This window comes from Paenibacillus sp. FSL L8-0641 (assembly GCF_038006265.1).
Lineage (GTDB): Bacteria > Bacillota > Bacilli > Paenibacillales > Paenibacillaceae > Paenibacillus > Paenibacillus polymyxa_D.
This window is the reverse complement of sequence record NZ_JBBOUW010000001.1, coordinates 4,797,501-4,809,591: the sequence shown is the minus strand read 5'-3', so window position 1 is coordinate 4,809,591 and position 12,091 is coordinate 4,797,501. Positions and strand designations below refer to the sequence as shown.

13 protein-coding genes and 1 rRNA gene (1 of these 14 running past the window's edge) are annotated in these 12,091 nt (G+C 43.8%); 12 read left to right on the top strand and 2 right to left on the bottom strand.

Translation table 11 applies throughout. The features are described 5' to 3' along the window. The first annotated feature begins 6 nt into the window (after positions 1–6). From MKY16_RS21740 to MKY16_RS21700, 9 genes are all read left to right on the top strand, one after another. Complete coding sequence (locus tag MKY16_RS21740; protein WP_007432558.1) at positions 7–951, top strand: DNA-directed RNA polymerase subunit alpha; 945 nt, start codon at positions 7–9, stop codon at positions 949–951. A 34-nt stretch (positions 952–985) separates the two neighbouring features. Then, complete coding sequence (gene rplQ, locus MKY16_RS21735) at positions 986–1,351, top strand: 50S ribosomal protein L17 (RefSeq protein ID WP_013312143.1); 366 nt, start codon at positions 986–988, stop codon at positions 1,349–1,351. A 151-nt stretch (positions 1,352–1,502) separates the two neighbouring features. Then, complete coding sequence (gene truA / locus MKY16_RS21730) at positions 1,503–2,288, top strand: tRNA pseudouridine(38-40) synthase TruA (protein WP_029514484.1); 786 nt, start codon at positions 1,503–1,505, stop codon at positions 2,286–2,288. 183 nt (positions 2,289–2,471) lie between these two features. Then, the gene (gene rplM, locus MKY16_RS21725; RefSeq protein WP_013312141.1) at positions 2,472–2,909 is read left to right on the top strand and encodes a 50S ribosomal protein L13; all 438 of its coding nucleotides are present in this window, start codon (positions 2,472–2,474) and stop codon (positions 2,907–2,909) included. Between the two features lie 20 nt (positions 2,910–2,929). Continuing rightward, a complete protein-coding gene (gene rpsI / locus MKY16_RS21720; protein ID WP_013312140.1) occupies positions 2,930–3,322 on the top strand; it encodes a 30S ribosomal protein S9 in 393 nt (130 codons plus the stop codon). Positions 3,323–4,663: 1,341 nt separating this feature from the next. Further along, positions 4,664–5,356, top strand: coding sequence for a phosphoadenylyl-sulfate reductase (locus MKY16_RS21715; RefSeq protein WP_029514483.1), 693 nt, complete (start codon positions 4,664–4,666; stop codon positions 5,354–5,356). Positions 5,357–5,410: 54 nt separating this feature from the next. After that, positions 5,411–6,580 carry a sulfate adenylyltransferase gene (gene sat, locus MKY16_RS21710; RefSeq protein WP_029514482.1) on the top strand — a complete coding sequence of 390 codons (1,170 nt, stop codon included), beginning with the start codon at positions 5,411–5,413 and terminating at the stop codon, positions 6,578–6,580. A gap of 68 nt (positions 6,581–6,648) precedes the next feature. Continuing rightward, a complete protein-coding gene (cwlD, locus tag MKY16_RS21705) occupies positions 6,649–7,425 on the top strand; it encodes an N-acetylmuramoyl-L-alanine amidase CwlD (RefSeq protein WP_029514481.1) in 777 nt (258 codons plus the stop codon). 60 nt (positions 7,426–7,485) lie between these two features. After that, the gene (locus tag MKY16_RS21700; protein WP_165150813.1) at positions 7,486–8,592 is read left to right on the top strand and encodes an Mrp/NBP35 family ATP-binding protein; all 1,107 of its coding nucleotides are present in this window, start codon (positions 7,486–7,488) and stop codon (positions 8,590–8,592) included. 34 nt (positions 8,593–8,626) lie between these two features. On the opposite strand, the gene gerD is transcribed toward MKY16_RS21700, so the two are convergent. Then, positions 8,627–9,373: a spore germination lipoprotein GerD gene (gene gerD, locus MKY16_RS21695; protein WP_029517534.1), complete on the bottom strand. Its 747-nt coding sequence runs from the start codon at positions 9,371–9,373 to the stop codon at positions 8,627–8,629. A 106-nt stretch (positions 9,374–9,479) separates the two neighbouring features. Continuing rightward, the gene (pdaB, locus tag MKY16_RS21690; RefSeq protein WP_023990485.1) at positions 9,480–10,259 is read right to left on the bottom strand and encodes a polysaccharide deacetylase family sporulation protein PdaB; all 780 of its coding nucleotides are present in this window, start codon (positions 10,257–10,259) and stop codon (positions 9,480–9,482) included. A 98-nt stretch (positions 10,260–10,357) separates the two neighbouring features. Between pdaB and MKY16_RS21685 the strand changes: the two genes are divergently transcribed. The 3 genes from MKY16_RS21685 to MKY16_RS21675 form a co-directional block, all read left to right on the top strand. Then, positions 10,358–10,972, top strand: coding sequence for a stage II sporulation protein M (locus tag MKY16_RS21685; RefSeq protein WP_029517533.1), 615 nt, complete (start codon positions 10,358–10,360; stop codon positions 10,970–10,972). A 192-nt stretch (positions 10,973–11,164) separates the two neighbouring features. Next, the gene (locus MKY16_RS21680) at positions 11,165–11,395 is read left to right on the top strand and encodes a hypothetical protein (protein WP_013312131.1); all 231 of its coding nucleotides are present in this window, start codon (positions 11,165–11,167) and stop codon (positions 11,393–11,395) included. 417 nt (positions 11,396–11,812) lie between these two features. Further along, positions 11,813–12,091: ribosomal RNA gene (locus tag MKY16_RS21675) — 16S ribosomal RNA — on the top strand; it runs 1,277 nt beyond the window's last position.

The following is a 12,091-nucleotide window of genomic DNA, read 5'->3' as shown; positions in this document are numbered from 1 at the left end:
ATTGCAGTGATAGAAATCGAAAAGCCGAAAATTGAGACGGTTGACGTCAATGATGATGGCACCTATGGAAAATTCGTAGTAGAACCGCTGGAACGCGGATACGGTACGACGCTTGGAAACTCGCTTCGCCGTATTCTGTTATCCTCGTTACCGGGGGCAGCAGTCACATCGGTTCAAATCGATGGGGTTCTGCACGAGTTTGCAACGGTTCCCGGTGTGAAGGAAGACGTAACGGAGATCATTCTGAACTTGAAAGCTTTATCGCTTAAAATCCACTCGGATGAAGAGAAAGTACTCGAAATCGATGCGGAAGGCGAAGGAGTTGTAACGGCAGGAGATATCCGTGCGGATAGTGATGTGGAAATTCTTAATCCGGATCTTCACATTGCTACGCTCGGACCGGGTTCGAGACTTCACATGCGTATTTTTGCCAATCGCGGTCGCGGTTACGTTAAGCAGGATCGGAACAAACGTGATGACCAGCCGATCGGCGTCATTCCCGTCGACTCCATCTACACTCCGATTGCACGCGTGAACTACGGCGTAGAAAATACGCGTGTCGGCCAGGTTACGAATTATGACAAGCTGACACTTGAGGTTTGGACTGACGGAAGTATTCGTCCCGAGGAAGCAGTGAGCCTTGGAGCCAAAATTTTGACCGAGCATGTGATGTTGTTCGTGGGTCTCACGGACGAGGCTAAAGATGCTGAAATTATGGTTGAAAAAGAAGAAGACAAGAAAGAAAAAGTTCTTGAAATGACGATCGAAGAGCTGGATCTCTCCGTCCGTTCCTATAACTGCCTTAAGCGCGCTGGTATCAATACGGTACAAGAACTCACGACTAAATCTGAAGAAGATATGATGAAGGTCCGTAACTTGGGTCGCAAATCTTTGGAAGAAGTACAAGAGAAGCTCGAGGAACTTGGTTTAGGACTTCGTACGGAAGAATAGTACAGCAACGTTTTTGTGAAGGAGGGGAAATTACATGGCATACCAAAAATTGGGCCGTAACTCCAGTGCCCGTAAAGCTTTGTTTCGTGATTTGGTAACCGATCTGTTCTTGTATGAGCGTATCCAAACTACTGAGGCTAAAGCAAAAGAAGTTCGTTCTATTGCTGAAAAACTGATCACCAAAGCGAAAAAAGGAGATCTGCACGCACGTCGTCAAGTGGCTGCGTTCGTTCGCCGTGAAACTTTGGATGGTGAGCAGGATGCAATCCAAAAGCTGTTTAGCGAATTGGCTACACGTTACACTGAGCGTCCAGGTGGATACACTCGTATCTTGAAATTGGGACCTCGTCGTGGCGACGCCGCTCCAATGGTATATCTGGAATTGGTTGACCGCGCGTAAACAGGCGAAGATGAGGGAAGGGTGGACAGAATCGGCTTGATTCTGAACAACCCTTTTTTTCTCTTGGAGGAGTCCTTGAGGGACTTCTCCTTTGTTATGTTCGGTTATTCCTTGTAAGGCCAGAGAATACCCCTATAAAGGTGTGAGAAGCATGCGGAACTTGTGCATGAAGGTGAACTATGACGGAACCCACTATGATGGCTTTCAGACGCAGCCTAACGGTAACACTATTCAGGACTGCCTTGAACATGCTATCTACTCATTGACGGGCGAGCGTCTTAAAATTACAGGCTCAGGCCGTACAGATGCAGGTGTACATGCATACGGGCAGGTATTCAATTTTCACACTGAATCGCCGATTCCAATACAGCGCTGGTGTCTGGCACTTAATGCCTGGTTGCCTCGTGATATCATCGTTACGGATGCGAGAGAGGTGCCAATGTCCTTTCATGCACGCCGCATGGCGAAGCGGAAGACATATCGGTACAGTATTAATGCGAACCGGTTTCCGGACATCTTTCACCGTCGTACACAGGCCCATCATCCAACGAGTCTGGATGTAAGAGCGATGGAGGAAGGGTTGGCTCATTTAGTTGGCACCTTTGATTATACTTCGTTCGCATCTCGACGTTCCCAAAAGACGAATCATGTTCGCACTATTTACGAAGCCTATATGACAGTAGACCATTCCTTTTCACGTCCGGGCTCGGATGATCAGGGAATTATCCATACTTATATTACAGGTAGCGGATTTTTGCAGCACATGGTTCGGATTATTATGGGGACTTTGCTGGAAGTGGGAGAAGGCAAAAAATCGTCGGATGATATTCCTTCCATTTTGGAGGCGAAAAATCGTTCAAAGGCTGGACCTACGGCCGTCGGACACGCTTTAACTCTCTGGAATGTAGAGTACGACGAAAACATCAAAAAACATTGATTTTACTCTTGCGGAATTGATGGTTATCCTGTAATATAAAAGTTGTGTTTTCTTAATGGCTTTCCCACAGCCCCAATTAAGATAATCACTTTAAAGTAACATCTAATCCATCAATAATGCAGCAACTTAACGAACGAAGATAAATGATGATTTCTGTTAACGAACTTAAGGAGGATACTTTTCATGCGTACTACGTATATGGCGAAGCCAAATGAAGTTGAGCGCAACTGGCACATCATTGATGCCGAAGGCAAAACGCTCGGCCGTCTGGCAAGCGAAGCGGCTGCGTTGATTCGCGGCAAACACAAGCCACAATTTACACCACATGTGGACACAGGTGATTTTGTTGTTGTAATCAATGCGGAAAAAATCGTATTGACCGGTAAAAAAATGGAGAACAAGAAATACTACCGTCACTCCCTGCATCCAGGTGGTCTGAAAGTAACGGTTGCACAAGAAATGGTTAAGAACAAGCCTGAGCGTATGTTGGAATTGGCTGTTCACGGTATGCTTCCTAAAACTCGTCAAGGCGAGAAAATGAAGCTGAGACTTAAAGCTTACAGAGGCACTGAGCATCCACATGCAGCACAAAAACCTGAAGTTTACGAACTTCGCGGATAATTAAAAGGGAGGACAGTTTCATGGCACAAGTACAATACTATGGGACAGGTCGTCGTAAACATTCGGTAGCTCGTGTTCGTCTCGTACCGGGTGAAGGACGCATTGTCATCAATAAGCGTGATATTAATGAATATTTCGGTTTGGAAACTCTCAAACTGATCGTAAAACAACCACTGAACCTTACAGAAACAGTTGGCAGCTATGACGTACTCGTTATTGCTCATGGTGGTGGTATCTCTGGTCAAGCCGGCGCAATTCGTCACGGTATTTCCCGTGCTCTGTTGAAAGCAGATCCAGAATTCCGTCCAGCTTTGAAAAAAGCAGGCTTCTTGACTCGTGACCCACGTATGAAAGAACGTAAAAAATACGGTCTCAAAGCCGCTCGTCGTGCACCACAGTTCTCGAAACGTTAATATTTCGAATACAGAAGAACCTTTTCCTTATGGAAAGGGTTCTTTTTTATTTAGTCATTTCCTGATCCTTATCCACATGTGGATAAGGAGACCTACTCTATAAATTACAAGCTTCAGCATGTTTCAGCGAATACATAAATAACCGCATGCAAATGCACGGAACACGAAAAGTTATCCACGATCGAATTGAAGATGATATTGTTATACACAAATACAGTTTGCAATTTCAACGCAGTTTATTCTGTAATGTGTATAACCTGTGACTAAAAATATAATGTTCGGCTGTTCAATATAGCCTCATTTTAATATTCTCTGCTAATTGCTGTTTCACGAGGGATACTTTGCTTTCACTTGTTTATGTGAAGTCCTCCTTGATATGTTCTGGCTGGCACTGTCTATGCCTCTTGTACAGCTGTTTTGTGCGTAGCTAGGGATACAGCAAGGAATACCTCTTTTTATTTGTGTGCACGGGGCAGAACGACGGTCCTTAGCCTAGCACTGCCCCTTCCTAGCTACTGCAATTGCAACGGCGATGACCTGGTAATGGAAATAGTCTATTCAGTAATCGCTTCAAACTATAACTGGGAGCACAATGTATTGTCCGACTGTCTACCCTCATAAAATCGCCCTCATTGATGACAGGCTTTAAATAGGCTTCCAGTAGCGATAAGAGTCTTGCTTGTGTTCAGTGATCAATTCCTCGGGAATTGCCGCTACGAGCGCTTTAGGATTGAATAGAGGTGTAATAAGAGTTCAGCGTGCAGTCATTTCTTTTGTAATTTTCAGAATGAAGGCATCGCTGACGCTAGAGCTCCAGAATAGTATAGTATTTCATCTGGTAAAAAAATTTGAGTAAAGGCTATTTTGCCTTTGAATTCATCTGAACCTCGTCCACATACCAACTTCATCTTTGGAATGCAAAATAAGAGCTCTGAAACCTAAAGTTATTTTCACTTTCCTCGGTTAGCATCCTTCGATAATCTTAGATTCAGAAACGATGCTTGCTTTCTTCTACAGATGGTTCTTGCTTGATCAAAGCAACCCAAAGCTGTTCAGCATTACCGATATGCTGCCGCGCAATGTGCCTATGGGCCATTCCAAATGGTTGGTATAAGAATATTTTATATAAAGTCAATGAACTTGGTTGGATACGCAAGAAAGCATTAAAGAATGCTGACAGAACAACATTCCTACAAGTTTGGGTGGATAAATGCTTGCATCAGGACATTTTGCCTTGGATTGACAATGATTAAGAAAGTTTTATACTGTATTTAATCTTATTAGTTTAGTCGGTATTGGAGTGACACTATTTATGAATCTTCATATGGAGGCGCATTGATAATGAATTTATTGGAGAAAGAAGCGTTGATTAGAGTCAAGGCAATTGAACTGGAAGATGCTACGCCAGAGGAAATTATCCAGTATGCTGTTCTTACATTTCCCAATCTTACCTTTGCTTGTAGCTTCGGAGCAGAAGATGTAGTACTAGTAGACATGCTTCAAAAAATTAGCCCTTCCACCGACATTTTTTACTTGGACACCGACTTTCATTTTCAAGAAACTTACGATACGCGAGATCAGATGAAGGCCAGGTACAACTTGGATTTTGTTAGAGTCTCTCCCTTAATTACTCCCGAAGAGCAAGCGGCTAAACATGGAGAGGAACTGTGGAAAACAGATCCTAACACATGTTGTGGTATACGCAAAGTTGAGCCGCTGACACGCATTTTGTCGCAATACGATGCATGGATTACCGGTATTCGCCGCGATCAGGCCCCTACTCGTGCGAATTCAAAAAAGATAGAGTATGATGAAAAGTTTGGACTCGTTAAATTTAACCCCTTGGCAAGCTGGACATCCGAGGATGTATGGAACTATATCCGCACTCATGAAGTGCTGTATAATCCATTGCATGACCGCAATTATCCAAGTATCGGTTGTGAGCAATGTACCCGTGAGGTCCTACCAGGTGAAGATCCTCGTGCAGGTCGCTGGTCTGGCAATGAGAAAACGGAGTGCGGGCTCCATCAATAAAATGATATTCAGGTAGCTATGAGTCATATTTATGAAGAAGAAGGGAAGTGCATTATGACTGCAATTCTTCCGCATGGCGGAACACTTGTTGATAAAATCATTACAGGACCGAAGCAAAAAGCACTTTTGCAGGCCGCAGAGGAATTGTTTCCTATCCGTGTAAACTCATGGACCATTTCTGATCTGGATTTGATTGGAGTGGGGGCTTTCTCTCCTTTGACGGGGTTTATGAATGAATCTGACTATAGGTCAGTGGTAACAGATATGCGTCTTGCCGATGGTACAGTCTGGAGTATTCCCATTACTCTTGCAGTTGCAGAAAGTATAGCCAGTGAATTGAAATTAGGTCAGCAGGTGGCTTTAGTGGGGGAAACAGACGGTACCATTTATGCTGTACTTAATATTGAAAGTATTTATCAGGTAGATCAGGCTGAGGAAGCCAGAAGAGTATTCAAGACGGATGACCCGGCTCATCCTGGCGTAAACAAACTGTTAGATCGACCTGCTACGTATGTTGGTGGATCTGTGCAAGTGCTGAATCGGCCGGAGGCCACACAATTTAGTGAGTTTTACTATACACCATCACAGACACGCGACTATTTTGCAGAAAAAGGCTGGAAAACAGTGGTCGGTTTTCAAACACGAAATCCGGTACACCGAGCACATGAGTACATCCAAAAAAGCGCGATGGAGATTGTGGATGCATTGTTTCTAAACCCACTCGTTGGTGAAACCAAGTCAGATGACGTTCCGGCAGATGTGCGTATGAAGAGCTATCTGGTGCTGCTGGACAATTATTATCCGGCTGATCGGACTTTTCTGGGGGTATTTCCTGCTGCCATGCGATACGCGGGCCCTAGAGAGGCCATTTTTCATGCTATTGTGCGAAAGAACTATGGCTGCACCCATTTTATTGTTGGAAGGGATCATGCTGGTGTAGGAGACTATTATGGTACCTACGAGGCACAGGAAATTTTCAGGCACTTTACACCTGAAGAGCTGGGGATTACTCCATTGTTCTTTGAACACAGCTTTTATTGCACCCGATGTGGAAACATGGCTTCAAGTAAAACATGCCCACATCCCAAGGAGCAACATTTAACGCTCTCGGGCACCAAGGTACGGGAATTGTTGCGCTCTGGGGTTTGCCCGCCACCTGAATTTACACGACCGGAGGTTGCTCAAGTGCTGATTGAAGGTATGAAGGAATTTGTTCATGCCTGAGTTGTACTATCTACACGCCTCGTCCCATATAGATTATTAGTATCTGTATAGGACGGAGGCGTTTTGTTATGCAAAAAAATAATCGTAAAAACGAGGTTACACTGTGGATTCGCTATCGGACGTTGCAAAAAATGCTGTTGGGCTGTTGTCTCGCCGTTCTATTTATTACGCTGGCATTGTATGAGATACCTGCTTCGAGAGCTTGGACCCATTGGAGTTTACCCCTTACAGGTAAAGTAATTGCCATAGATGCTGGACACGGAGGGCCTGATGGAGGGGCGGTTAGCAAAGAAGGGATTATTGAAAAGGATATTAATCTGGCAATCGCTTTTTATTTGCGGGATTATTTACAGCAAGCAGGTGCTGTTGTTGTCATGACACGTGAGGATGACCGTGACCTGGCGCAGCAAGAAACGAAAGGTTATTCCAAAAGAAAAACGGAGGATTTGAAGCAGCGTGTGCGTATAATTGAGGAGCAGAAAGCAGACCTCTTTCTAAGTATTCATATGAACAGTATCCCGTCGAGCCGTTGGAGTGGAGCCCAGACCTTTTACGTACCTAACCATGCAGATAACGAGAATTTGGCGTCTTTAATTCAGGAAGAGATCAAACGTAACTTGGAAAATACGGACAGAGTGGCTAAGACCGTGAACACAGTTTATTTATTGAAAGCTCTCAAAATGCCATCAGCCCTTGTTGAAGTCGGATTTTTGTCCCATCCAGAGGAGGCCAGACGACTAAGTGACGTGAACTATCAAAGACAGGTGGCGGCGTCCATATATAAGGGGATTTTGCGTTACTGTGCCGGGGAAAAGGGGATCTCACCAGCACCTGAGGCCAGATAGTGGTATACTGTAAGTGTTTACCACTCCGTAAATTCATCAAAGCAGAGGTGCTGATAAATCATGCAATCAAGAGAGCAAGTTATAGAGTTACTTCAACAAGTGCGGGAGCCTTATACAGGACGCCGTCTAGTCGATCTCCATTTTATTCGGGATGTGGTTGTTAAAGAGGATCGTGTATCCTTGACCGCTATTAGTCTTAATAACCAGGAAGAGACGCTTGCAGAACTGGAGCGGGAAATCCGGCAGACTTTAGAAGAGGCGGGATTAAGTCACGTCCATATTCGTATTCGTGAGGCATCTGAGCATGAAAAGTCCGCAATTCAAGCTGGGGAGAATACCGAGGACGCCGCTGACCCGGTTTTGACCAAAGGACATGCTGTCGGTATGGAAGAACATGAGCTGCTTAACCCAGCATCTGGCGTCCGGTTTATTGCTATTGCAAGCGGAAAAGGTGGTGTCGGAAAATCGACAGTAGCTGTAAATTTGGCTGCTGCTTTAGCTAGACATGGGAAGCGTGTGGGTTTAATTGATGCGGATATCTATGGATTCAGTGTGCCGGATATGATTGGAGTAGAGGATGTGCCTTCTGTCGAAGAGGGTATCATTCAGCCAGTGGAGCGATTTGGTATCAAAATCATGTCTATGGGCTTCTTTGTCAGAGAGAACAACCCGGTGATCTGGAGAGGTCCCATGCTGGGGAGAATGCTCAGACAGTTTTTTAGTGATGTCGAATGGGGAAAGCTTGACTATATGATTCTCGATTTACCACCAGGCACTGGCGATGTAGCGCTTGACGTACATCAAATGATTCCGCAGAGTGAAGAAATCATTGTTACTACTCCACATGCGACGGCGGCTTTTGTAGCTGCACGTGCAGGCGCAATGGCGCTTCAAACGGATCATAAGGTCATCGGTGTTGTGGAGAACATGTCTTATTATGTGTCCTCCACTGGAGAAAAGGACTATGTTTTTGGGCGAGGAGGAGGGGCTATGCTGGCAGACACTCTTCATACAAAACTTCTTGCTCAAATTCCGCTGGGTATTCCAGATAATCATCCGTCAGAGGCCGACTTTTCTCCATCTGTATATAAATCTGAGTCTGCCACGGGTACCATTTACAATGATATTGCTGCTCAGATTACGTTCTTGCACACGGAATCTGAATAAAGAAAAAAGGCTGGTTTTTAAACCAGCCTTTTTATTATTGGCTTCCTCCTTGTTCTCCTTCGCCCCCACCTTCGCCGCCCCCACCACCTTGCTTATCGCCGCCTGCACCGCCTTGCTCACCACTTTTTTTCTCAACCTTGGGTTGAAGCTCCTCTTGTACGACGGTTTTGAGTAAATTCATAACCTCAAGTCGGAAAATCGGATTTTGCATGGCGTCATGCATGACTGTCATAGATTGTTTGCGATATTCAGGGGTTTTAGTTAAGTCCATATACATTTTGGTTAATTCTGGCGACTTGAGCATTGCTTCAATTGATTTTTGATAAGAGGGGTCTTTTATAAGTTGCATATGAAGCTGTTTGCTTTGGCTGTTGATGGCTTTGGCAAATTCTCCGGCAAAACGCGGATCAGTCATAATCTTTTCGATTTCTTTTTTATATTCAGGTGATATCAAAGTATCTTTGACTGCGATCTTCATCTGCTCAGCCGATTGCATGGGCATAAGCATTTTCATTCCCATGCTGCCACCAGCCCCACCACCAGATCCACCCTCTTCACTGCTTTGACCGGATTGTCCTTCTTTGGATGAACTGTTTTCCCCAGTTAAAGCTTCCTCTACCGCTTTTTTTCCGTCATCACTTTTCAGGATATCGACAACCATCGTTTTCATCTCTTTATAACTGTTCTGGGGGGGCGCAGAACCCTGATCCGAGCCGCATCCACTCAGTGCAACGCCCAGTACGCATACCGTGCTAACAAATCGCAAACGAGTCCAATTCATGGCCGTATTCCTCCTTCATCATGAATGTGGATAGTATGCGGATGAATGGGGAGAAATATGTCGATTTGCTTTTGGTTTTTAGCTGAGAACGATGTAAAATAACTCCTTAAAGACCCAGTGCCTGATCGCGTACCTCTTTGCCTTTTACTGTACCCTGTTGAAGCAGTTCAGATACAGTCACGAATTCATAGCCCTGTGCACGCAACTTGTCGATAATGACGGGCAAGGCTTCATGCGTTTGTTTACAGGAATCACTGGCATGCAGAAGGACGATATCGCCAGGATGCGCTTTATTTACAACACGGTCGATTATGACCTGAGTACCAGGGTTTTTCCAATCCAGGGAATCTGTATCCCACTGAATGGTTTTGTAGCCTAAAGTGCCGGCAACCTGAAGGACCCTTTTATCAAAGTCGCCATTAGGCATACGGATCAACTTCGGGGACTGTCCCGTCAGTTCGGTTAATGTGGTATGAGCAATTGAAATCTGCTTACGAATATCTTCATCGCTTAAGCTACTGTAATTTTCATGTTTATGGCCATGACTGCCGATTTCAAATCCACTTTCTTTAATCTGATTCACAAGCTCTGGATGTGTTTTACTCCAAGGGGCAGAAAGGAAAAAGGTGGACTTGGTCACTTTTTTATCCTCAAGGACTTTTAAGATGGGGGCAGTACGCTTATCCCCCCAACTAATATCAAAGGTGAGAGCGATCAACTTTTTGTCCGTGGGTACACTATAAATAGCGGTTGGTGCTTCCTCGGAAAAAACCGTAACATTATCGGTTTCTACATAAATGACTCCAACGGTAAAGACGGCTGCAGCCATTACGATTAAGAATCGTTTGATTTTTTTACCGTTTAATACATAGAAAAAAGAATTCATGGTTAATAACGCTCCTTTCATCCTAGAAGTGCTTGTTTACTTAAAGCTATGCCGGGGGTTGTCAATTATTCCATTGGACTAATAGGAGGAATTATCAAATGGGACTAAAAGCTTTTTTTCACGATTTACACACGACAAGACGGCTAATTTTTATCTCTGCAATTCTTTTCTGCACAAGTATTATAGTGGGATGGTTAAGTACAGGCACTATTCAATCCATGCTGGCGCAACAAATGAAGGGGCTGGGAGAAGTAGCGCAGCGCTTGCAGAATTCTGAGCATCCACAATGGAGTTTTTTTGTATTTATCTTTTTCAATAATGCAATTAAATGTGTGCTGGTTATATTTATGGGGGCTGTATTTGGAATCGTACCGTTTATATTTTTGATTGTGAACGGTATGGTATTAGGGTTCGTAGTACACTTGCAGACAGATATAGGAAGAAGTATCTATGAGGTTGTTGTAAAAGGGTTACTGCCTCATGGTGTGATTGAATTGCCAGTTTTGATTATCGCCTGTGCTTTCGGATTGAAGTTCGGAATCAACATAATGTCTACTATAGGTACAAGCATAGGGCTAAAGCGTAAAGAAACTGGCCTGTCGTGGGATGTATTTATGAAACAAACGTTGAGGGTGTCTATATGGTCTGTCATCTTACTGCTTATAGCAGCTGCAATTGAGAGTGGCATAACTTATCGTTTATTGTCACAATAAAATATTATGGCCAATTATTTATATATTTCTTGAAAATTGAACATAACAAAGGGGAGAGCCTAAAGAGAAGCTAAAGATTAATCGGGGTAAGTTTGAAACCTTAGCAGTTGAGTTTAAAAACAGGTAAAGATTGGAACAATAGTTGAGCAAATATAAGTACTTTATAATCTGCTGATAAGGGAGTATGGTCATATGTTGGGAATGCTGTTTAACGAAAAAGAATGCAAGGAACTTGACTACGTTCTTCGTAAGGAGCTAGATGAAATGCTGCTTGATATGAGCGATACTCGATTGGATCAAGATATTCGCTACGCAATCGCACTTCGATATAAAACAGTCTTCCGCATGTATGCCCGTTTTGCACCCGCCAAGGAACTATCAAAATATGCTCGCAGAGGGCGAGTCCCACAAACTAAACAATGAAAATGTAGAAACTACATCAGATATCAGGAAGTAAACTATTTTTAAAAGCTTATACTTTCTGATATCAAAAAAAGTATTGACTCTATTCAATATTCATGGTAAATTAATTTTCGTTCCTTTTTAAAGAATTTGCTTAAAAAAAAGAAATTAAAAAAACTCTTGCAAATTCTAAAAAGAGATGATATATTATAAAGGTCGCCACTGAGACGCGGTGACGAAACAAAGTAAGACATTATGCGAGTTTGATCTTTGAAAACTGAACAACGAGTGAGTACGGATTTTGTTTACAAAATCCAATGCTGAAGTTTCGGTACATGCCATCAGGCTGTATAAAATGGAAGCAAACAAGAGATATTTTATCTCGTCAGTTTCAACATGAGCTTATCGCTCTTTCTATAAACCGACTTCGGTTGGTCTTTAATGGAGAGTTTGATCCTGGCTCAGGACGAACGCTGGCGGCGTGCCTAATACATGCAAGTCGAGCGGGGTTGTGTAGAAGCTTGCTTCTACACAACCTAGCGGCGGACGGGTGAGTAACACGTAGGCAACCTGCCCACAAGACAGGGATAACTACCGGAAACGGTAGCTAATACCCGATACATCCTTTACCTGCATGGGCGAAGGAGGAAAGACGGAGCAATCTGTCACTTGTGGATGGGCCTGCGGCGCATTAGCTAGTTGGTGGGGTAAAGGCCT

Coding starts and splice junctions, on each gene's coding strand:
- rplQ (WP_013312143.1), top strand. CDS start 986: ATGGCATACCAAAAATTGGGCCGTAACTCCAGTGCCCGTAAAGCTTTG.
- truA (WP_029514484.1), top strand. CDS start 1,503: ATGCGGAACTTGTGCATGAAGGTGAACTATGACGGAACCCACTATGAT.
- rplM (WP_013312141.1), top strand. CDS start 2,472: ATGCGTACTACGTATATGGCGAAGCCAAATGAAGTTGAGCGCAACTGG.
- rpsI (WP_013312140.1), top strand. CDS start 2,930: ATGGCACAAGTACAATACTATGGGACAGGTCGTCGTAAACATTCGGTA.
- MKY16_RS21715 (WP_029514483.1), top strand. CDS start 4,664: ATGAATTTATTGGAGAAAGAAGCGTTGATTAGAGTCAAGGCAATTGAA.
- sat (WP_029514482.1), top strand. CDS start 5,411: ATGACTGCAATTCTTCCGCATGGCGGAACACTTGTTGATAAAATCATT.
- cwlD (WP_029514481.1), top strand. CDS start 6,649: ATGCAAAAAAATAATCGTAAAAACGAGGTTACACTGTGGATTCGCTAT.
- MKY16_RS21700 (WP_165150813.1), top strand. CDS start 7,486: ATGCAATCAAGAGAGCAAGTTATAGAGTTACTTCAACAAGTGCGGGAG.
- gerD (WP_029517534.1), bottom strand. CDS start 9,373: ATGAATTGGACTCGTTTGCGATTTGTTAGCACGGTATGCGTACTGGGC.
- pdaB (WP_023990485.1), bottom strand. CDS start 10,259: ATGAATTCTTTTTTCTATGTATTAAACGGTAAAAAAATCAAACGATTC.
- MKY16_RS21685 (WP_029517533.1), top strand. CDS start 10,358: ATGGGACTAAAAGCTTTTTTTCACGATTTACACACGACAAGACGGCTA.
- MKY16_RS21680 (WP_013312131.1), top strand. CDS start 11,165: ATGTTGGGAATGCTGTTTAACGAAAAAGAATGCAAGGAACTTGACTAC.